Raw genomic sequence first — 20,061 nt, 5'->3', positions numbered from 1 at the left:
AATTAGAAAAAAAATGAAAATGGAGCAGATGAAAACGAGGGGCCGAGCGTCTTTACAATATAGACCATCGAATAAAGATATTGCCATCAACGCCCGTTGCTCTGGCAAGTTTAGGTAAATAATAGTTAATAAGCCAACCGATGTGCGTGGATGCGGCATCGGTTGATTTTTTTTATCCAGCTTTGGTAAACTCTATTGTGTATATAGTATTTGGTGATGAAAGCCATTTGCCATCCTTATTAAACTGCATTCCTTCAGGTTCAGTGGTCCATATCATATTATTTCCATTTACTTTAACGGTATAAACTTCCGTTTCTTTACCAGAAGATTGTATGATATAGAACTCATTACCTTCATGATGTATCTCGTAAGTCGCTTTAGAAGGAAAAATCTCATTATCAGTAGATTTTTCATGTTTTTTTTCCATCATCTAAACCTATAACGATATCCAGTTCTGTATTGATCTGATCAGGATGTATTGAGTTTCCTTTCTTATCATTAAATACATATTTATCTGAGATGGCTTTCCACTTTCCTATTATTTGTGCACTTATTTGTTCCTTATTATCCATTTGTAATTATTAGCGTTATAGATCAGTATTCGGGTTCCGAACAATGTTTTGCTACAAATATGCTACAAAAAAAAAATAACTGGTATCTTTTTATATAATACCAGTTATTTTTATCATACTATGAACTCAAGGTTATCATCTCTATTCCAGGACTGATCCCTGTTTAATTTCATCTGTAGCATGGAGAAGAATCTGGTCTCCTGGTTTTAAGTTTCCAAAAACTTCTGTAGAATCGGGACCAGCCAGGCCCTCTTTGATATCCGTCAGAATTGCTTTGCCATGTATTACTTTGATGACTAATTGTCTTTCTGTTGAGCGTACAATAGCATGATTGGGTACTAATAAAGATTTAGCGGCAGAAAGTAACGGGATTTTAACTTCCCCATACATACCTGGCTTCAATTTTAAATCATCATTCTGAACATCAATTTCAATTGCCTCAGCGCGCATTCCTCCAAGAGAATTTGCAGACCTGCTAATCATTTTTTGAAGATTTAATCCTGGAATAGCCGTGAAAGTTATACTAACTGGTTTTTTAAGATCAACTTTTTCTACATAAGCCTCAGGAATTTGTACTTCTAAACGTAATTTTTGAAGATGTTGAATTAATAGCAAAGGCTGCCCTGTTTTAGAAGTACCTGAAAGTGCTCCTGCTGATACATTACGCTGCACAATTACGCCATCAAACGGTGCTCTGATCGTTAAGTAGCTTTGCATATTTTTCACTGAATTGACATTGGATCTTTGTCCGTTGGCAGTAGCCTGATCGCCTTTCATCCTGGCAAGCGCATTATCTAGATCTAGCAAAGAAACGGATCCGGCTTCTTTTGATGCTTCCTTTAAACGTTTATATTTATCCTCACTAGCTCTTGATACTTCCAGCGCCTGTAAATATTGTGATTGTGCAGCTTGTAATTGAGATTCAATTTCGGGAGCCTCAAGTGTTAGGAGTAAATCTCCTTTTTTAACTTTTGAACCGCGATCCACATAGATGTTCTTTACAAATCCATTTACTTTAGGATAGATTGCAACCTCTTCGAAAGGCTTAAGCTCAGCCGGTAATTTGACTTCACCTGCCAAACCTTTTTGTGTCACCAGACCAATTTCATGTTTTTTGGAGACGGAATTTATTTTTCCTGATAAGTCATTTGGTTTTTCCTTAGTGGAACAGGCACTTAAAAAGATGAAGAAGACAGGTAGTAAACTTCTGCTATTGATCAATTTTGATAATTTATATTGTTTCATTGCTTTCTGGCATTAAAGAAGGTGATTGATAAGTTGTTTTACGTTGTATGGCTGCAAATACTTGCGGAAGGATAAAAAGAGCAGCAAGCGTAGAGGCAAATAAGCCACCTATAACTGCGATACCCAATGGAGCAGTCTGTTCGCCAGCCTCACCCATACCCGATGCCATTGGGATCATTCCGGCTATCATGGCTAAACTTGTCATTAAAATCGGTCTTAAGCGTATAGAGGCACTCGTGATAGCCGCTTTAGCTGAGTCATGGTAATCAAGCCTTAACTTTTCTGCATTAGTTACAATCAGGATTGCATTGGCTACGGATACACCAGTTGACATTATCATTCCCATATAAGACTGCAAATTCAAAGTACAACCAGTAAGCAATAAGGCTAACAGTGAACCCAGTATTACTGCAGGTACTGTTGATAATACAGTTAGTGAGAGTTTGAAGGATTGATAGTTTGCCGCAAGCAATAAGAAGATTACCAATATTGCGTACAACAGACCATTCTGAAGACTGGCAAGAGTTTCAGTAAGAAGTGTTGACATCCCTTTTATTTCTACCAATAAACCTTTATCGGGTTTCCCCATTTGATGTACGGCGGCTTTAGATACATCTTTTGTAGCCGTTTCCAAATCTGTTTTGTTAATGTTAGCACTAACTGTTAAAAATCTTCTTGGCCCGGAGCGGTCGTATTCTCCAGGAACATAATCGATTTTAAAAGTAGCAATATCACCCAGTACCGGAGTTGATTGTCCCTTGACCAATGGAATTTCTTTTAATTCATCCATCGTATTCATCACAAATTCGGGGACCTCAACTTGTACCTGGTAAGTATAAGCCGTTTTGGAATCCAGCCATTGATTTTTCTGTGTAAATCTGCTTGAAGAAGTACTTGCTGTTACCGAGCGGGCAATTTCTTCAACGTTCAGGCCAAGCTGTGCCGCTTTGATCCTGTCCAGATGAATATTGATTATTGGAAAATTAAGCGGTTGTGCAATCTGTACGTCGCGCAGGTAACTGATCTTTTTCATCTTTTTGACCAGCCCGGTAGCGTAAGTTTTGATCTGATCCATATCTTTTCCTGCCACACGGACTTCAACCGGAGTTGCAGCACCCTGACTCATAATCTTTTCAGTCATGTCAATAGGCTCAAAAGATATACTGAGTTCCGGCAATGCATAGCTGATGTTTTTGCGTAAAGCATCTTTTAACACGTCCATATTCACCTTATAATCAGGATCAAGATTTACCTGCAAGACGGCTTCATGCGTACCTGTATTGAAAATATAAAGATTACTGGTTCCATAACTACTTGGAATTAAGCCAACATAGCCAGAGCTAATCAGGACTTTGTGATCTACAGTTTTGTCGATAATATTCAACACCTTTTTTAATTCCTCCTCTGTACGTTCCAATCTTGTCCCATCTGGTGCTTTTATTCTGATTTGAAACTGACCATTGTTTACTTTGGGCATCATATCTTTCCCGATCAGGACAAAACAAAGTCCGGCAGAAGCCAAAACCAAAAGAAGATAAACAGGAATCATTATTTTACGAAGCTGCATCAGGCGTTCACAAATTTTAATGTATCTGATTTTCACTCTTTCAAACAAATCATTCTTTTCAGGATGATTTATCTCCTCTTTAAGATGATCTTCAACCTGTTTTTTTTCTGCATCATCCAAAGCTTCTCCGGCATGTGCATGAATTTTCTGATGGTCATAATGTTGATATTGCTCTGCCTTAATCAACCAGTTACATAAGATTGGAACTATGGTTTGCGCAATCACAAAAGAGACGATCATGGTAAAACCAATAGATAGAGACAGCGGCAGAAACATCGCCTTTGGAATCCCATTCATCATAAATGAAGGGGCAAATACAGCGAGAATACATAATAGAATCAATAAAAGTGGGAAAGCAATTTCTTCACAGGCATCAAAAATAGCTTCTCTCTTAGGTTTTCCCATTTCCAGATGCTGATGGACATTTTCTATGGTCACCGTAGCCTGATCGACCAAAATACCAATTGCTAAGGCTAGTCCGCTGAGCGTCATGATATTGATTGTCTGCCCGAAAAAACTGAGCAGTAAAACACCGATGAAATAGAAACAGGGATGGTAATTACTACAATAAGGCTGCTTCTCCAGTCTCTTAAAAATAATAAAACCATAAGACCGGTTAACAATGCGCCTAATCCACCCTCAGTCATCAGACTTTTAACAGCATTAATTACAAATACTGATTGATCAAATTCATATGAAATCTTAACATCATCAGGCAGCAGGCTCTGCATTTCCGGGATTTTACTTTTTACTGCTTTAACCACCTCCCAGGTAGAGGCATCTGCTGTTTTGACAACCGGAATATAAACTGATCTTTTACCATTAATTAAGGCATAATCAACTGTAACATCAGCTGCATCTGCTACACGGGCAATATCTTTAACCAGGATTGGTGTGCCGTTTTTTACAGCTACTGGAATATCTTCGAATTCTTTTACCTTATCGACCAGTGAATTCAGGGTGGTGATATACATTGTATTATCCAAACGAAGGTTTCCCGAAGGGGACATGACATTGAATTTTGCCAATGCTTCAACCACCTCGTCAGGGGTTAGGCTATAACTTCTTAGCTTATCAGGATCTACACTTACTGTAATTGAACGCGAATTTGCACCAAATGGGGGTGGAGCCGAAAGTCCGGCAACCGATGAAAACATTGGGCGGATCCTGGTTGCGGCCATATCGTAAATCTCTTTTAAGCTTTCAGTTTTGCCTGATAAGACCAATTGTCCAACAGGTAGTGATGAGGCGTCAAAACGGACAACTTGCGGAGGCAGAGCACCAGGGGGGAAGAATTTCATTGCCCTGTTGACTTGTAAAGCGACTTGTGCAGAAGCTTCAGCCATATTGGTGCTCTCATAAAAACTCAATTTGAGCATAGTTAAGCCCTGTATATTTTTTGAGGTGATATTTTTAATCCCATTTACGTATAGGAACTGATCTTGCAGACGGGTGGAAAAGAACCCCTCCATCTGTTTTGGGGACATCCCGCCATAAGATTCTATCACGTATATAGTTGGTTGATTGAGCTGCGGGAAAATATCAATAGGTATTTTCATAATACTCAACACGGAGAAGATCAAAAGACTCATTGTGATAACTACTGTAGTTATCGGTCTTTTTAACGCGGAAGTGACCAATGACATAATTAATTATTTTAAAGCGGTTAGTAGAGACTGGACCTGATTTCTGGTGATTGCTTTTTCAAAAACTGCATGTAAAAACGAGTATTTAGCAGTTGCATAGTCGGCCTCAGCACGATACAGCAGGTTTTGTGCAATATTGAGTTCAATCAGGTCAATCAATCCATTTTTATACAGTGAATATTTCTGACGATAAGCTGCGTTTGCTGCTGAAAGCTGATGTGGAATTTCAATTAGTCTGTCTATAGAGGTTTGCAATTCAGCATCTGCCTGGCGTATACTTATTTCCAGATTTGTTTTTTGCTCTACGAGTCTTTTCTCTTCATAAATGCTGGTGTTTTTTTGCGTATTTAATTTGAGCTGTTTTCTTTTGAGATCAGTCAGGTTATAGCTCTGGCCTATACCAGCCAGGTAATTGGTACGGCTAAAGCCCCATCCCTGGTTTAACGCGTCAAATTGATTAGCAGGGTTTATTGATGAGCCTCTGCCCCAAACAGCTCCTTCGAGCATTACTTTGGGCAAGTATGTTTTTTTTACCAGGTTTTCTTTCTCCTTACTGTTCTGATAAAGCGATTGATAATAACTGATTAACGGATGGGAGAGGGGACTATTCAATTCTGCCTCAGGCTGGCTATTGATATTACGCAGCGGAGAAATCAAAGTTGTATCTGCGCATATTTTTTGATAGGCTATTCCGCTTAAAGCAGAGAGCTGTAATTGTATCTGTTTGAGTTTATTAGTCAGCTCGATAAGTACTAGCCTTGATTTGGAGAGCTCTGCTTCCGCAATACTTGTATCTACCCCTGCGCGGATACCACTTGTTGCCAAAGACTGAATGGAGTTGCGGATTTGCTGATTCCTTTTGATATTATCCAGCTGAATATGAAGCAGATTTTGAAAATGATATAACTGCAGATAATCTTCAATTACAGCTGTTTGAAGCTGATACTTTGATAGCTTATATTGATCCTGAACTACTTTTATATCAGAATTAGCTACTTTATTCTGAGCCTTATAGCCACCAAAATTATAGATTTCCCAGTCCATAGATGCTATTCCCAGATTTGATAATGCAGCACTGGAGACATTGGAAGGCCTGATCCCCCCAGAATTTGAAGGAACTATTCCGAAACCAAAATAAGCACCTGGTACATTATTATTGGTTCCTATATCTGACTGATAGTTTAGTTTTACAGTTGGAAGCCAATTATATTTTGTATCAGCTGCAATCGCTTGACGGATACCAATTGCTGCAGAATCAGCCAATAAAGAAGGAGCCTGAGTAGAAACCTTTGCAAGTAGATCGGATAACTTTAATGGGGGATGATTTTCCTGTGCTGATAGCCTCAGGAAAGGAATGAGCAGGATTATTATGCCTGCAATTTTCTTAAGAAGTACATGAAATTAGATTTGAGAAATTATAAATAGCTTAAATGCTGCGCATTGATTATGGCAGGATGTAGTAAAAAACTAAAACATAAATCTTAAATAGTCAGCTTTCCTATGGATAGGTAAATTGCCCTTTCAGGATGGAGCCGTAAACTGAGTTCACGCAGGTAACGTTGAGTTGCTTTGGCAAAGACAAGTAAAGGAATAATCATGCCGATAAAGAATCGGCATATTTTCCAGATGAAAGTTAAATCAGAATCAGTTAGCCCCTGTTGAACTGCAACAAGTTGTGTCAGATCTTCATCCAGATAATCTTGTTTTCTTTTACTGAACAGTTTTTGGAGTAATTCTATGTTCAGTCCACTTTCAGCTTTTGCATGCTGAACGATGCCAAAACCAAGAATTGGTTTAGCACTAAGGATCATCCCGGCGAACAGGAATAATATCTTTAGATACTTAGCATACTTCATAAGACCAAACAACAAAATTATATGCAAAGATGATGTCTATTCGGATTAAAGGAATAGAAGGGTATCTAAAATATTACACAAAGAAAATTGGTAATGTCTTGGATCTGTCAGGCTCCTTTGATTAATTTAATTTAACAGAATAAGTATTTTTTCCATTACTCCAGCTGCCCGCAAGACTACCATCTGCTTGTATCTTCAGTTTGAAAGTTTCCTGGTTCTTTTTCAGACTAGAGTCCGGCATTTCTTTGAATAACAATGAAGAATCTTTATCGATACTCCCTCTTAAATAGATTTTCTTGCTTTGCTGGTCATAAAAGTATGAAGCATATATTGCGTCCTCTTCCAAAGAGGTAATTAACAAAGTAATTGGGTAGAGTTCGTTAATTTTCCCTTTAAATACACCTTTGCTCAAACCTGATGGTTGTGGTTGGGCACATTTTGCATCTTTGTCTAATAATAAACATTTGCCATATTCATTTAAATAGGGCTGCAGAAATTTATTGCTTAACAGGTTACTATATATATGGATATCGCCTCGCCTTCAGAGGCCTGAAAGTAATGTGAATCCGAGCAGGATTTACGCGTTAAAAGCAGACCCTTCTTTTGGAATTTCAGATCGTCAAGATCCAGGTTGTCCTTATTCTGTTTTAATAAGCAACCGGAATAGGTTTCAATAGTACTTTGATCTTTACCAGCCGAGCTTTTTAAGGTTTTCAGAAGATTAGCCAATCTGGTTTTACGACTATCGATTACATATTTACGAACTGCGTCATCTCCTTCTTTTGTTAGAAAATCACTTAATTTTACGGGTTTTCCCGTTTTTGAGTCAAAATTATAAGTGGCTGAATTTTCAGTAAGTGATCCGCTTACATACTCACTGCTGATCTCTACAGAAAACAATTTTGAACTGTTAACAAGGACTTTATAGACCATTAAACTTGTTCCTGTATTTGAACCTTTTTTTGGTTTTATGTTTTCAAACAGACTATGTTTTTGTTTTCCGGGCAGTAAGTCTAGCTCGTTGCCTTGCAAAAAGGTATTTTCTGATTTTCTGCAGCAGTCTTTCCAATGAGCACCGGGAAATCAAACTCGCCGAACATCCCTGTCGGATCATTTACATTTTTGAGTTTAAAATACTGTGCGTCCGCTTGTATAGAAATTGCAATTAATAGCAATGCGAGTAACGGTTTAATAATAAGTCTTTTTGTATTCATATTATTTAAATAACAGGTCTTGTAATTTAATTTATTTTCGGATCTGATTCACTGGTTTTACTTACAAGTACGTATTTATCTTCCAGAATCTTATATATTTTTACCTTTTTTTTGATAACATTATCTTTTTTTGTGAACTGTGTACTTAATATTCTTTTATTTTTTATATCAAAGTCAAGATTAGGCAAATTTGATAGTGTAGTATCAATCTTGAATAAACTGGCCGCCTTGTCATACAGATAGTAATTTTCATAAAGATTGCCAGCATCCACATCATCTCTTGTACTCGTCCTTAGAGCAAAATCTGGTATACCATCAAAATTGTAACAGCTGGATAAAGGGTATTAATGGTAGAATCGACATCGTCCATGTCAGTCATAAACTGCACAGTTTTTCTGTTTGATTTCGTACTGACTTTAACCGCGATAGGAGTAGACCTGTTATCCTTAATCAATTCAAAATAGTAGAGTGGTGTATTTTCAGTATACATTGATTTGGTAACCGGAAGAAAACTTTCTTTTGCGACCCAGCCTTTTATTAAGTGATTATTAGCCTTTGTAATTTCAGTATAAAAAAATAATGAATTTTCATCTTTAATCAAAGCATAATCACCTTTTGAAACGGTATCAGTAGGTATTGTTAAGGCATCAGGGCTATGGTACATGGCTGTTGCCGGGTATAAAACTTCTGCACCTTTATAGTGATGATCGACCCATTTTCCATTGATTAACTCTCCACTGCTTTCCTGTGCAAAAAATCCCATTGACGCATATTGATCCCAATAAGCGATTTTAGTGAGCTGCTGATTAATGAAAGCATATTTTTCTCCACCATGATGTGCAGCACCATCACGCCAGTTACTACTTATAGTCTGGCTCTTCGGGTCTATTTGCACCTGTGGAAGTTGGGATAACTCATCATTGTATTCGAAATTTCCACTTTTTGGGTTATACAAATAAAAATTATGAGTGTCATTAGGGCCAGCACCACCAGTTTGCATTAAAAACATAAAGTCCGGATAGCCATCAAAATTATAATCGGATACCTGAATTACATTAACCGGATTTGATTTGAGTTCTGCCCAGATGTCAAGAAATACCTGTTGTTTGCCAGTTTTCTTATGAATGATTTTTACTGCCTTTAAAGACTCTTCGTCTGCTGAAATTTCAAAACGGAACAATTTAGTCTGTTGCTTCTGCTTTACCCAGGGATCGGTTACAAGGTCTTCTTTTCTGATCCAGCCGCTTGTGGTTTGGAGAAAGGTGGTTCCTTCCTGCATACCAGAATCCATGGTGTAATATTTTTTTTTAGTATCCTTACGTACTACTTCAATCCGGTCTATTCCATACCATTCAGACGAATCAGCTGTAATAGCTATATACTCCCCCTTTCTGAAATAATCTTTGACAACGGCATTAGACTTAGGCTGATCATATATCAGGATTTTATCTTTGCTTTCATTGAAACGTAAATCAAGATAAGGTAATGGTCTTTTTCCCCGCCATACAAAAAATGCCTGTTCAAACTGATAGTTCTTACCATTTTGATATTTTCCGGAAAGACTATCTTTTATGGATAGATTTTTTATCAGCGGATTTTTGTAAATCCCGAAATAATCATAACCACTTTTACTGAAAAACCAGTTCTCCTGAAGATCTTCGGAGCTTTTAAGTGGATTTCCATAATTACTACTAGTGGTTACGGAGTCTTTTTGAATGGAAAACTCTTTAGCGAAATAAGCATCTTTAGCAGTGGGTATGTTTTTTATAATAGTTGCGAATACCTGTTTTCCTGCGGTGCTTACAGTATCTCTTAAAAAAGCAACTTTAAGCTGTGTGTGCTCTTTATTTACTGCAACAATTGCATATTCCAGGCCATAATCGGTAACACCTTTATAGGGAACTACCTTTAAGGAAAGAAAGTCATCGATTGAATTAAAAAAACCAGAGTAGTGACTGGCTCCGAAAAAATTATTGCGGTTTTTGTTGAATTGATATACCCCCGATTGGGGAACTTGCGCTTTCAATTGTAAACTGCTGATATAAAAGAAAAGGGGAAGGAGTAAATAGCGCATAAAGATTTATTTCTGTTAATAAGTTAATATAAGTCAGGGATGTCTAAATGACAACCCGACCGCAACCCGGTTTGTTACTCTCTTAACTTAACCATGATTTCCTGAAGTTTTTCTTGCAAATCGCCACGATTAAAGTATACATAGATATGATAAGATTTTAGATGTGATTCATAAAAATAATCACTCTCGTCAGCCTCATAATAAGGACTATTGACAGTTCCATGAACATTTTTGCTCCCGAACTTTGCGGTTAGGGTTTGTGCATTATCAAGAAAATGAAGACCAAAAGGGAGTTGTACAGGAAGAGGTGCTGGTGCGCCGGTTAGTTCAGGTTTAAAGAAAACGATATTGTTTAAATAGATTGGGCCGGTGCCTGCCATATTTTTAGTTTTATTAGACCGATCGCGTTCAAAATCCAATCTAAAACCTTGTTTGAATATTTTAACTATGTTTTTTTTTTCTTTTTTATCCAGTATGGCCGGATCTGGCAACTGCTTAATGTCTACCTCATTTGCTTTGAGAAATTCAATAAACTCTGGGTGGTCTGCGCTGTAGCCTAAAAATTGAATCAACTCTTTGCCTTTCATAAATGGGTTCTTTTAATATTATCTTTGATAAATTATTAATCCGGCTAAGCTGGACATCACAAAAATATAAAATAATGAAGCAGTATATAGCACACATTGCATTAGTAGTTAATGATTATGATGAAGCCATTAAATTCTATACAGAAAAGTTGAATTTTACTTTATTGGAGGATATTGTTTTGAGTGAAACTAAAAGATGGGTCGTTGTTGCTCCTGAAGGTGCAAAGGAGTGTGGCTTATTGCTTGCAAAAGCAGCTAACGAAACGCAAAAGAAAAGCATTGGTAATCAGACTGGGGGCAGGGTCTTCTTGTTTTTGTATACAGATGATTTTTGGAGAGACTATAAAAATATGCAGGAAATTGGGATAAGTTTTGTAAGGCCGCCGGTAGAAGAAAGCTATGGTACCGTGGCTGTATTTGAAGATTTATATGGTAATTTATGGGATTTGCTGGAGATGAAAAAAAAGTAAATTTCTTAATTAACGGTGCCAGAACTTCAGGTGGAAATGCGGCAGAAGCACAGACATCGTTATTGGAAGGTACAGGTACCAGCGCAATAGCTATTTCCTGATTTTTCAGAAAATAACAAGCCATCCTTTTAAAGACATAGAATATCCTGGGTGCAAAATACCTCGTCAGTAAGTAATTGTTCTCTGATAACCCAGCGTAATGAACCAGCAGTACTAAGAGAAGAAACAAGATGAAGGGCGAACTCATTTGATTGGATTAAGGTGAACAATAAGCTTATCTTCTTTTAATCAGATAAGTTCCCGTCGCAAAGTCTAAGGCTTTCATTTTATTACTTTTATCTGTAGAGAAGCGGATTGTGTTTATTTTAAGCGTAATTATGAAGTTTTTCGTCTTTTTAGTGAAACTAAGAATTTCTGAAGGCAGGGTATATTGAGGAGGATCGTCATGATTTGGCTTTTGCAGGTAAGGCTTTAGTCTCTGGGAATCCTTCATTAAATCATTCATTAATTGGGTTACATTGAAAATCGCTGTATCATGATCAAGACTGATCTGTAAGACACCTGCTTTTTTAGTTTTGGTTTTGACTAATGTTTTGCCAACTGCATACTGATTGTCCGTGTCCCCATAATTCAGACTCACCTGATTAATAATGAAATCATATCCTGTTACTTCAACAATTTCTGTTTGGCTGGTATTCAGTATATAAGACTTTTTTCATCATCCCGTTCGTTCGCGTTAGCATAATAACGGTATCCTGAAAAATTATTTAACCCGAAATAATTGGTCGTCCATTTTATTTTTTGATCAAGTATATCATTTTTGTAAGTTCTGATATGGCCATAACTATCTTTGACTTTGCTTAAAGAATCCGTTACAGCTTTAAGGTCTCTGGTTACATAGGGCTGGAGGATATCAAGATCATTATGACCAATAAGATATTCTAAGGTAGCGACGGCCTTTTGACCATCTTGCTTTGATATTTTATTGATTTGAATGAGTTTCCCGTTTTGAAAAGCATGGTTACGCTTAAAAATGTTTACCAGAATTCTCTTTTGAGAATAGAATGAAACGGAGAATGCGCTTTGTGGCCCATATACAGAGAGTAGCGTAAGCAGGCATAATGAAATGGGAATTACTTTTATATTTTGTTTTTTTGATAATAAAAAATAAATAGTAATAAATAACAGCCAGCATGCCAGTAAGATCAGGAAGTAACGAGGTTCAGTGATACCGTAAAGAAATATCCTTGTTCCCACGGCTGTAAATAATAAGACCAGAAGCGGTAGCATCAGGAAATAAAAAGTACGGGCAAAGGTTTTGATCCATTTGTTCTCTGCCTGCTCACGTATTGGAAAAATAAGTAATAAAGAAAGTATTCCAAAAACAGCGTAGCCCAGAATCAGGGTAGAAACCAGTCCTTCTGGTAATTTCCATTGTACAAGTATTTTGATTTCATAGGCTAGCAGGATGATGACGTATATCGTAGCAAGGGGGATCAGTACATACTGGGTAAATATTTTTAACCCTTTTGGATAGCTGAAATCCTGGTTTAGTTTCTTGAAATCCTGAGGTACACCAGAGAGAAAAAATAAGGTATTGAACAGGCCAGTAATACAAACCCATAAAATATAAAAAGTATTGCGTTTCAAATCCACATTAAACAAGAGTTTTACTGCACCTATTGCAGCAGCGATTCCTATGAAAAGCACAGCACTATAGAGTATACTTGTTAAAAAATGCAGAAACAGAGTTTTGTTAAATTGCCAGAAGCCCTGTATGCCGTCTGATTTAGTGAATGCCGCGAAGGCTACAAGTAAATGTCCGGCAAGGGCTAATAAGAAAAACCTGATGAGATCCTTATTGCTTAAAAGTGGGTTAAGTGTGAAAAAGAGGGTGGCAGTTATCAGAATAGCCATGAATTTTAGCATCAGGCTTTGTTGTTTTTTAATTGCGCGGCTCTCGCAGAATAGAGTGGTACTCAGGCTGATCCCTAATCCCAGACCAGCAGTCATGATTAGTTTAGTACTTAAGTGAGCTAAGCTATCCACCTCTATATAAGTAATTGCTGCAATCGTACCAATTATGGCAAAAAGCATCTCGAACAAAAAGCGCTTTAATACACTGATCACACTTTGTCGTAAATTTTTAAGAGAAGGAAATATCATGCTTTGAAATATTTTTTCAAAGATATTTAAAAAATAGGTTATGCTGTCGATAGAATAAACCAAGATTTATTTTGTAACTAAATAAGATTGTTTAAATTGGAATGATTGAATATAAAATGATCAATTATGGCTAACACACATCAGTATAAAACAACCCTTGTATGGGCGGGAAATAAAGGCTCAGGCACGATGGATTACAGGTCGTATGATAGAGATTTTATTGTTTCTATAGACCAGAAGACTGATATAATGGGCTCTTCTGACTCTGCTTTTCTTGGGGATAAAACCAAACATAATCCTGAGGATTTGCTCGTTTCGTCAATATCATCCTGTCATATGCTATGGTATCTTCACCTCTGTTCTCAAAATGATATTATAGTTATGGACTATAAAGATGAGGCTATAGGAACGATGACCGAAAATGCGGATGGAAGCGGTCAGTTTACAGAAGTCACTTTGCAGCCGGTAGTTGTGATTATTGATGAAGCTAAGCATGAAAAAGCAATGAGTTTACATGCAGAGGCGCGTAAAATGTGTTTTATTGCATTGCAAATTCGTGTAATTTTCCAATTAAGCATTTACCTACGTGTATTGTTGAGCCTAAGCGTTAATGGAGCGACTGGGCAAGGAAATGACCAGCTCAACAGGTCTTTCATATATTAATGATCAAATGGTAGAGATACCTGGTGGTAAAATTGAATTGAGGGATGATAGAACAAAGGAGAAGTGGAGTGTAGAGCTGGCACCTTTCTTTCTTGCTAAATTTCCAGTAACACAGGATCTCTATTTTGAGGTCACAAAAGAATCACCGGGTACTTTTGAAGGAGATAGATTGCCGGTTGAAACAGTCAGTTGGAAAGACGCGGTAAACTTTTGTAATATCTTGTCTGTTCAGATGGGGCTGAAATTTTGCTACTCTTTGAGTGAGAACAATGAAGAAATAACTTTTGATCCCGGAGCTGATGGCTTTCGATTGCCAACAGAAGCCGAATGGGAATATGCTTGTAAAGCAGGAACTGCAGGAATCAGGTATGGTGAAATAGATCTGATTGCCTGGTATAAAGATAATTCAGAAAAAACAACGCATGATGTTGGATTAAAAGAACCAAATTCTTGGGGACTTTATGATATGTTAGGTAATGTCTGGGAATGGTGTTCTGACATATATGATGAAACAGTTTACGGTTCTTACCGCATTTTCAGAGGCGGCGGGTGGTATGATGAAGAAAGGGGATGTATGACAACTAACCGCAGACGCAGTCATCCTTCATCGTTTAAAATTGATGATTTGGGATTTCGTGTCGCAAGAAATGTGACAAAAAAATAATAAGCTTAAAAAAAATAAATTTATACTGATGAAAATAAAACTTTTTTTCTCTGTTCTCTTGTTTGCAAGTCAGCTGCATGCTCAGGATTCAGTAACCATACGTAAAATCTATGATGAAGCTCTGGTTAATGGTAAGAGCTATGAAAATCTTCGTTATCTCTGTAAAAATATTGGTCCGCGTTTAAGCGGATCTGATAATGCTCAGAAATCCGTTGCGTGGAGTAAGAAATTGATGGAAAGTTATGGCTTTGATAAAGTTTATCTGCAAGAAGTTACGGTGCCGCATTGGGTAAGAGGGGCAAAAGAAACAGCTTATATCATTGATGGTAAAAATCGTATCCCGGTATCAATAGTAGCGTTAGGTATGAGTGTTGCTACGCCTAAAGAAGGTCTTACGGCCAATATCATTGAAGTGCATAGCCTTAAAGAAGTTGAAGAACTTGGTGAAAAACTAATCAAAGGCAAAGTAGTTTTTTATAACCGCCCGTTTGATCCAAAGTTTGTTAATACTGGCGAGGCTTATGGTGATGCTGGCGATCAGCGTTTTATGGGGCCTTCAATTGCTGCTAAATATGGCGCTGTTGGGGTTATAGTCCGTTCATTGACAGGAACTCTTGATGATTATCCGCATACAGGTGCTACACTGTTTAATAAGGATGGCAAAAATATACCAGCGGCGGCTATATCAACTAAAGGGGCTAATCAATTAAGTGCTATGTTGAAAATGCGTAAACTGCCATTGATAAAATTCCACTTTAAACAAGATTGTCAGTTACTTCCTGAAGTGTTATCATACAACGTAGTTGGTGAATTGACAGGTACTGAGCATCCCAATAAATTTATCACAGTTGGTGGCCATCTTGACTCATGGGATCTTGCTGAAGGTGCACATGATGATGGTACGGGTGTTTTACAATCAGCAGAAGTGCTGCGTATATTTAAATCTTTAAACTATAAGCCTAAAAATACAGTTCGTGTAGTCTTTTTTTTATGAATGAGGAAAACGGCAATAGAGGAGGAAGTAAATATGCAGAGCTTGCTGCTCAGAATAAAGAAGAACATATAGCTGCTATTGAAACTGATGCAGGTGGTTTCACTCCGCGTGGTTTCAGCTTTGAAGATGTATCACCTGATTTTATAAATAAAATAAGCAATAAATGGAAAACATTGCTGGAGCCTTATGAAGCAGACAGGTTAACCGTTGGTCATTCCGGTACTGATATTGGCCCTTTAAAAGAAAAGGTTCCGGGAATTACCCTGATCGGTTTCAGACCTGATTCGCAGCGATATTTTGACATTCACCATACTGCAAAGGATGTTTTTGAGAACGTGAATAAACGTGAGCTTGAATTGGGGGCAGCAAGTATGGCTTCATTGATTTATCTGATAGATCAGCATGGTTTGTAAATACGAGGTCTGAAAATATTATTGCATAAAAAAAGAGATCAAACGATCTCTTTTTTTATGCAATAATATGGTGCTAAATATAATTACTGATTATTAGTGTATAATGAGCCTTACTCATAGTATCAATGAATATGAATGTCATGTTGCGGAAATGGTATAACAATGCCATTCTCTTTAAAAGATTTAGATACTGCGATGATCAGATCACTCTTGGTCGAGGCTGTTTCCGAAAGGTGTTTAGTCCAGAAAAATATTTTCATATCTATAGAACTACTATTGAACTGTTCATACTGTATGACCGGCAGTGGATTTTAGTGATCCGATCATCGGCATTAAGTAATTCTGAGACTAGCTCTTTTGCCTTACGCAGGTCAGCGTCGTAAGCGATACCGATGATAATATATGTTCGCCTTTTGCCTCCGCCCACTGACCAGTTTACAAGATGTGAACCCAATAAATCACCGTTTGGCATCACTACATCTGCACCATCCCAATTGGCGATGACGCTACTCCTGAAGCCTATAGATTTCATGACGCCTGACTGTCCGTCAACCTCTACAATATCCCCCACGTTTACCGGTTTTTCAAACGCAATAATTAGCCCGCTGACCAGATTATTCACCAACGATTGTAAGCCAAAACCGATACCTACACCTAAAGCACCTAATACGATTGCAATCCTATCCATTGGAATCCCTGCGGCAGCCAGAGCCAGAAAAAGTCCAATACCCAGGATAGTGATTCTGATAAGCAATAACCAGCTGCCAATTCCTTGTTTTTCGTCTTTCCCGGCGTGCAAATGTCCATCCCGAGGCGAAAAATGAAACTAACTTAGAAATGAGCACCGAGAATATCATGATAAATAAGAATAGGAACAGGTTACTAATAGTGAAAGTATAATTGCCCAAAATGCGTTGTTGAGTGAAAAATATCCTGATCGGGCCAGATATATATTCATAGCCGGCAAAATTACGTCCAACTAAGGATGCCCATCCCAATAGTAGAAAGAGGTAAAAAAAAAATGAAGGTACTTTGTTGCCTACCCTGGAAAAATTAAGGTAAAATAGCTTTTTGTCAGGACGTGTGTAAACACTGAAAGCCAGAAGAAGACCCTGGTTGATCAGTCTTAAGGTCCATAGAAAAAGAATAGAAATTATCACGTTCAAATACCCACTGACCAGAAGAGTTTTAGATAGGTTATATCTACCAAATATGTTAAAAAATGTAGCTAGCAATTCCACAACAACCATAAAACCTATAGACACCAGGATTAGCTGTTCTTTGAGCTCTGTTTTTTTTTTTTTTTAAGTAATATATAACACCCGGAAATTACTCCAGCCAGAGACATAGTAATCATAAACCATCTTTCTACACGTGACGCCTGTAGAATCAGATTATCCATTGCAGTAATTAGGAAAAGTGCGACCATCAAAAGCCAAACTCCAAACCAATAAGGTTTAACAAATTTATAGAACATAGCCGAAAGTGCTACTGCAGCTATTGTCCATAATAATACATTCAAAATAAATGGGGGAGCACTAAAAATGAACTGAAACAAACTGATCACAATCAGCAGGGCCGAGGCAAGCGGATAACGTAACACAAGCTGATTATCAAAATCTGCGGTTAATTTATTGTTTTCGGCATAGATACCCTTAAGAGAACGGAGGTAAAAAAAAGCGACAGCGGTCAGGGCAATTAACAGCAATAATAAATTATAATTGTTAAGCACGAAAAACTGGAGTGTTAACATGCCTTTTTTATGTGCCTGGTTTATTATTTCGTTAAATGGCCGGAATGAAGCAGCTTTTTCCGATATATCGCTAAACTCCCGCTGAAAGGTGTTTGTGGCCATATTGTTTTGCAATAGCATAATTTCCTCCAAAGCGCTTTGTAGTTTAAACACCTGCATATTAGATGCATTCAACAGATTTTGTACACTAATGCCAGTGCTTTTCAAGCTAGAGTCAACGGGATGAACATCATAACCGACGACAGCAATTTCCTGGATATATTTGGTTAAGCCTACTGAATCCGCAGGAAATTTAAACAATGCTGGTACGCTCAGCAATGAATCCAGCTGATAACGATAATTGTGCAACTTCTGTTGGTACATATCCAGCATCATTTTTCTGGACTCTGACTGTTTAAGCAATTCATTTACAATTTTAGATGTTGTGGTGAGATTCCGGAAGGTCTGTGCTGAACCCTTATTGGTCAATACACCGTCACCAGCAATCATAAAATTCTTTTCTATCCGCTGTAAATCTTTTTTGATGTGGATGGTATCCAGGGCTGATCTCAAGTCAAGTAAGCGCGGCCACGTGCATTGTCTTTTTAAGTTCTTCGAAGGTGTTTCGCTGTTCAATTACCGCTTTATCGGTAGCAAATTCAGCAGCACTCTCTTTTGCCGACTTTTTGGCGAAGGCCTGCATTTTAGTAACGAAATTAATTTTGGTGCTATCCTTTGTCTTCCTCTGAGATGTGTCACCTTTTTCCTGAGCCAAAACACTGGTGACAAAAACATATGGCAGCAGGAACAATAAAAGGAATTTCAAGGTTTCTTTTTTCATAGTCACATCATTATTCATTAAAAATAGTGAAATAATACATTTTTTGATTTAGAATGTATTCTCTGTGAAAAAGATTTGCGCGTCCGTGGTTTGTAACTATGTAGTCTGAAAATATTATTAAATAAAAAAGAGATCATTTGATCTCTTTTTTTATTTAATACGGAGTAGTTTTTTATAGTCTTGTAGCGTGTACGCCAAATTCTATTTAACTTTTTTTTCACCATCTTTATTTATATAAAATGTTTTCGCCTTTTTCATAAACTTCAATCTTACCTTCATCAATATCTTTTATGTAATCATATTTTACAGGAGTAATTTCCAGCCCATTAGTATTGGTTAGGCCATATTTATTATCAAGTTTTACAATAATCAAATTTTGTAATTGCAGGTAATAGTATATTTCAATTCCATCATATTTTAATGGAATCAACACTTCTCCCTTAGTATTGATTAAGCCACATTTATTATCGTTTTTTATAACTGCAATAGCGGGCAGTTTATCATTATAGAATATTCCGATTTCATCGAATTTTATCGGAGCGACTTCATCTCCTTTCTTATTAATCAAGCCATACTTGTTAATATTTTGATTGCCAACAACATTAATTATAGTTCCAACTTTGGCAATCCCATTTTCATCAAAATCAGATAAAAGATCATATTTTATTGGAACTACTACAACTCCAGTTTTATTTACAAAGCCCCACTTACCTTTTAAGTTAACACCGGCCATTCCGTTTTTAAATCTATCAACATAATCATATATGATAGGGACTATAATTTGTCCTTTTGTATCAATAAATCCCTGTTTATCATTGATAGCTGCAGCTGCTCTTCCCTCAAAAAAATTAGTACCATATTCATATTTTAAAGGAATTCTTTCTATTCCATCAGGAGACACAAAACCATATCTAAATTCTATGTTTTTGCCCTTTCCAATTTTTTTTCCTACTGAAATCAACCCATCTTCTTGATAGCCACTTATGTAATCATATTTTAATTTCCAATTGGACGATTGACATGAAGCCATTTGGCAAAACAATGATAATAAGACAATTATGTTTAACGATTTTTTCATTTATTAATTTAAGCCAGTTGGGTGTAGAATGTTTGAAGTAAATTTAGCACCAAGGTGCTAAATTGAAAATATTATTACAAAAAAAAAAAGATCATATGATCTCTTTTTTTTAAGTCGGGGTGGCAGGATTCGAACCTACGACCTCCTGCTCCCAAAGCAGGCGCGATACCGGCTACGCTACACCCCGAACATGATCAACATTCCAGTTATAAATAACCTTCGTTGTTGTTGGGATTGCAAAAGTACAATAATATATTTAGTAAGCAAATTTATTTATGT

General features: G+C 37.1%; 23 protein-coding genes, 1 tRNA gene and 1 pseudogene. 6 read left to right on the top strand and 19 right to left on the bottom strand.

All coding sequences use genetic code 11. From position 1 onward, the window contains the following. Positions 1–172: 172 nt before the first annotated feature. From ACWYN3_RS17370 to ACWYN3_RS17315, 12 genes and pseudogenes are all read right to left on the bottom strand, one after another. The gene (locus ACWYN3_RS17370; protein ID WP_456222258.1) at positions 173–430 is read right to left on the bottom strand and encodes a hypothetical protein; all 258 of its coding nucleotides are present in this window, start codon (positions 428–430) and stop codon (positions 173–175) included. Beyond that, positions 411–572, bottom strand: coding sequence for a hypothetical protein (locus ACWYN3_RS17365; protein WP_456222257.1), 162 nt, complete (start codon positions 570–572; stop codon positions 411–413). The genes ACWYN3_RS17370 and ACWYN3_RS17365 overlap by 20 nt, the downstream gene beginning before the upstream one ends. A gap of 141 nt (positions 573–713) precedes the next feature. Continuing rightward, positions 714–1,817 (bottom strand): efflux RND transporter periplasmic adaptor subunit, encoded by a 1,104-nt coding sequence (locus tag ACWYN3_RS17360; RefSeq protein WP_456222256.1) that lies wholly within the window; start codon positions 1,815–1,817, stop codon positions 714–716. Beyond that, positions 1,804–4,976, bottom strand: a pseudogene (locus ACWYN3_RS17355) (efflux RND transporter permease subunit). Before ACWYN3_RS17355 ends, ACWYN3_RS17360 begins: the two are co-directional and overlap by 14 nt. Positions 4,977–5,036: 60 nt before the next feature. Further along, complete coding sequence (locus tag ACWYN3_RS17350) at positions 5,037–6,377, bottom strand: TolC family protein (protein WP_456223057.1); 1,341 nt, start codon at positions 6,375–6,377, stop codon at positions 5,037–5,039. A 134-nt stretch (positions 6,378–6,511) separates the two neighbouring features. Then, the gene (locus ACWYN3_RS17345; RefSeq protein ID WP_456222255.1) at positions 6,512–6,886 is read right to left on the bottom strand and encodes a hypothetical protein; all 375 of its coding nucleotides are present in this window, start codon (positions 6,884–6,886) and stop codon (positions 6,512–6,514) included. A 121-nt stretch (positions 6,887–7,007) separates the two neighbouring features. Next, positions 7,008–7,298 carry a hypothetical protein gene (locus ACWYN3_RS17340; RefSeq protein ID WP_456222254.1) on the bottom strand — a complete coding sequence of 97 codons (291 nt, stop codon included), beginning with the start codon at positions 7,296–7,298 and terminating at the stop codon, positions 7,008–7,010. 92 nt (positions 7,299–7,390) lie between these two features. Continuing rightward, positions 7,391–7,918 (bottom strand): hypothetical protein, encoded by a 528-nt coding sequence (locus ACWYN3_RS17335; RefSeq protein WP_456222253.1) that lies wholly within the window; start codon positions 7,916–7,918, stop codon positions 7,391–7,393. Continuing rightward, on the bottom strand, positions 7,900–8,100 hold the full coding sequence (locus ACWYN3_RS17330; protein ID WP_456222252.1) for a hypothetical protein: 201 nt from the start codon (positions 8,098–8,100) through the stop codon (positions 7,900–7,902). Before ACWYN3_RS17330 ends, ACWYN3_RS17335 begins: the two co-directional genes overlap by 19 nt. Before the next feature lie 26 nt (positions 8,101–8,126). Next, a complete protein-coding gene (locus ACWYN3_RS17325) occupies positions 8,127–8,372 on the bottom strand; it encodes an XAC2610-related protein (protein ID WP_456222251.1) in 246 nt (81 codons plus the stop codon). A 20-nt stretch (positions 8,373–8,392) separates the two neighbouring features. Further along, positions 8,393–10,174: an XAC2610-related protein gene (locus ACWYN3_RS17320; RefSeq protein WP_456222250.1), complete on the bottom strand. Its 1,782-nt coding sequence runs from the start codon at positions 10,172–10,174 to the stop codon at positions 8,393–8,395. 74 nt (positions 10,175–10,248) lie between these two features. Further along, positions 10,249–10,761: a hypothetical protein gene (locus tag ACWYN3_RS17315; protein WP_456222249.1), complete on the bottom strand. Its 513-nt coding sequence runs from the start codon at positions 10,759–10,761 to the stop codon at positions 10,249–10,251. Positions 10,762–10,835: 74 nt separating this feature from the next. Here ACWYN3_RS17315 and ACWYN3_RS17310 point away from each other — a divergent pair, with 74 nt between their 5' ends. Together ACWYN3_RS17310 and ACWYN3_RS17305 are read left to right on the top strand one after the other, a co-directional pair. Continuing rightward, positions 10,836–11,231 (top strand): VOC family protein, encoded by a 396-nt coding sequence (locus tag ACWYN3_RS17310; RefSeq protein ID WP_456222248.1) that lies wholly within the window; start codon positions 10,836–10,838, stop codon positions 11,229–11,231. Further along, on the top strand, positions 11,201–11,332 hold the full coding sequence (locus ACWYN3_RS17305) for a hypothetical protein (RefSeq protein WP_456222247.1): 132 nt from the start codon (positions 11,201–11,203) through the stop codon (positions 11,330–11,332). Before ACWYN3_RS17310 ends, ACWYN3_RS17305 begins: the two co-directional genes overlap by 31 nt. A gap of 173 nt (positions 11,333–11,505) precedes the next feature. On the opposite strand, the gene ACWYN3_RS17300 is transcribed toward ACWYN3_RS17305, so the two are convergent. Together ACWYN3_RS17300 and ACWYN3_RS17295 are read right to left on the bottom strand one after the other, a co-directional pair. Next, positions 11,506–11,871: a hypothetical protein gene (locus ACWYN3_RS17300; RefSeq protein ID WP_456222246.1), complete on the bottom strand. Its 366-nt coding sequence runs from the start codon at positions 11,869–11,871 to the stop codon at positions 11,506–11,508. A gap of 56 nt (positions 11,872–11,927) precedes the next feature. Then, on the bottom strand, positions 11,928–13,328 hold the full coding sequence (locus tag ACWYN3_RS17295) for a DUF4153 domain-containing protein (RefSeq protein ID WP_456222245.1): 1,401 nt from the start codon (positions 13,326–13,328) through the stop codon (positions 11,928–11,930). Positions 13,329–13,523: 195 nt separating this feature from the next. Between ACWYN3_RS17295 and ACWYN3_RS17290 the strand changes: the two genes are divergently transcribed. From ACWYN3_RS17290 to ACWYN3_RS17275, 4 genes are read left to right on the top strand one after another with little or no spacing between them, the layout of a single operon-like run. Continuing rightward, complete coding sequence (locus ACWYN3_RS17290; RefSeq protein ID WP_456222244.1) at positions 13,524–14,060, top strand: OsmC family protein; 537 nt, start codon at positions 13,524–13,526, stop codon at positions 14,058–14,060. Further along, positions 14,029–14,724 carry a formylglycine-generating enzyme family protein gene (locus tag ACWYN3_RS17285; protein ID WP_456222243.1) on the top strand — a complete coding sequence of 232 codons (696 nt, stop codon included), beginning with the start codon at positions 14,029–14,031 and terminating at the stop codon, positions 14,722–14,724. The genes ACWYN3_RS17290 and ACWYN3_RS17285 overlap by 32 nt, the downstream gene beginning before the upstream one ends. Positions 14,725–14,752: 28 nt before the next feature. After that, the gene (locus ACWYN3_RS17280) at positions 14,753–15,718 is read left to right on the top strand and encodes a M28 family peptidase (protein ID WP_456222242.1); all 966 of its coding nucleotides are present in this window, start codon (positions 14,753–14,755) and stop codon (positions 15,716–15,718) included. Then, positions 15,715–16,131 carry a M28 family peptidase gene (locus ACWYN3_RS17275; RefSeq protein WP_456222241.1) on the top strand — a complete coding sequence of 139 codons (417 nt, stop codon included), beginning with the start codon at positions 15,715–15,717 and terminating at the stop codon, positions 16,129–16,131. Before ACWYN3_RS17280 ends, ACWYN3_RS17275 begins: the two co-directional genes overlap by 4 nt. Before the next feature lie 262 nt (positions 16,132–16,393). Here the strand turns inward: ACWYN3_RS17275 and ACWYN3_RS17270 are convergent, their stop codons facing one another. The 5 genes from ACWYN3_RS17270 to ACWYN3_RS17250 form a co-directional block, all read right to left on the bottom strand. After that, positions 16,394–16,930 (bottom strand): mechanosensitive ion channel family protein, encoded by a 537-nt coding sequence (locus ACWYN3_RS17270; protein WP_456222240.1) that lies wholly within the window; start codon positions 16,928–16,930, stop codon positions 16,394–16,396. 471 nt (positions 16,931–17,401) lie between these two features. Then, positions 17,402–18,436 carry a hypothetical protein gene (locus ACWYN3_RS17265; protein WP_456222239.1) on the bottom strand — a complete coding sequence of 345 codons (1,035 nt, stop codon included), beginning with the start codon at positions 18,434–18,436 and terminating at the stop codon, positions 17,402–17,404. Between the two features lies 1 nt (position 18,437). After that, entirely contained in the window at positions 18,438–18,704 is a 267-nt protein-coding gene (locus tag ACWYN3_RS17260; RefSeq protein ID WP_456222238.1) for a hypothetical protein, read from the bottom strand. Between the two features lie 226 nt (positions 18,705–18,930). Then, a complete protein-coding gene (locus ACWYN3_RS17255; RefSeq protein ID WP_456222237.1) occupies positions 18,931–19,665 on the bottom strand; it encodes a WG repeat-containing protein in 735 nt (244 codons plus the stop codon). Between the two features lie 231 nt (positions 19,666–19,896). Then, a tRNA-Pro gene (locus ACWYN3_RS17250) sits at positions 19,897–19,969 on the bottom strand. Positions 19,970–20,061: the final 92 nt, after the last annotated feature.

It is taken from the genome of Pedobacter sp. NJ-S-72, assembly GCF_053890575.1.
The sequence above is the reverse complement of the archived record's forward strand: the minus strand, read 5'-3'. Positions and strand labels throughout refer to the sequence as shown.

Coding starts and splice junctions, on each gene's coding strand:
- ACWYN3_RS17370 (WP_456222258.1), bottom strand. CDS start 430: ATGATGGAAAAAAAACATGAAAAATCTACTGATAATGAGATTTTTCCT.
- ACWYN3_RS17365 (WP_456222257.1), bottom strand. CDS start 572: ATGGATAATAAGGAACAAATAAGTGCACAAATAATAGGAAAGTGGAAA.
- ACWYN3_RS17360 (WP_456222256.1), bottom strand. CDS start 1,817: ATGAAACAATATAAATTATCAAAATTGATCAATAGCAGAAGTTTACTA.
- ACWYN3_RS17345 (WP_456222255.1), bottom strand. CDS start 6,886: ATGAAGTATGCTAAGTATCTAAAGATATTATTCCTGTTCGCCGGGATG.
- ACWYN3_RS17330 (WP_456222252.1), bottom strand. CDS start 8,100: ATGAATACAAAAAGACTTATTATTAAACCGTTACTCGCATTGCTATTA.
- ACWYN3_RS17320 (WP_456222250.1), bottom strand. CDS start 10,174: ATGCGCTATTTACTCCTTCCCCTTTTCTTTTATATCAGCAGTTTACAA.
- ACWYN3_RS17315 (WP_456222249.1), bottom strand. CDS start 10,761: ATGAAAGGCAAAGAGTTGATTCAATTTTTAGGCTACAGCGCAGACCAC.
- ACWYN3_RS17310 (WP_456222248.1), top strand. CDS start 10,836: ATGAAGCAGTATATAGCACACATTGCATTAGTAGTTAATGATTATGAT.
- ACWYN3_RS17305 (WP_456222247.1), top strand. CDS start 11,201: ATGGGATTTGCTGGAGATGAAAAAAAAGTAAATTTCTTAATTAACGGT.
- ACWYN3_RS17295 (WP_456222245.1), bottom strand. CDS start 13,328: ATGCTTTTTGCCATAATTGGTACGATTGCAGCAATTACTTATATAGAG.
- ACWYN3_RS17290 (WP_456222244.1), top strand. CDS start 13,524: ATGGCTAACACACATCAGTATAAAACAACCCTTGTATGGGCGGGAAAT.
- ACWYN3_RS17285 (WP_456222243.1), top strand. CDS start 14,029: ATGACCAGCTCAACAGGTCTTTCATATATTAATGATCAAATGGTAGAG.
- ACWYN3_RS17280 (WP_456222242.1), top strand. CDS start 14,753: ATGAAAATAAAACTTTTTTTCTCTGTTCTCTTGTTTGCAAGTCAGCTG.
- ACWYN3_RS17275 (WP_456222241.1), top strand. CDS start 15,715: ATGAATGAGGAAAACGGCAATAGAGGAGGAAGTAAATATGCAGAGCTT.
- ACWYN3_RS17260 (WP_456222238.1), bottom strand. CDS start 18,704: ATGAAAAAAGAAACCTTGAAATTCCTTTTATTGTTCCTGCTGCCATAT.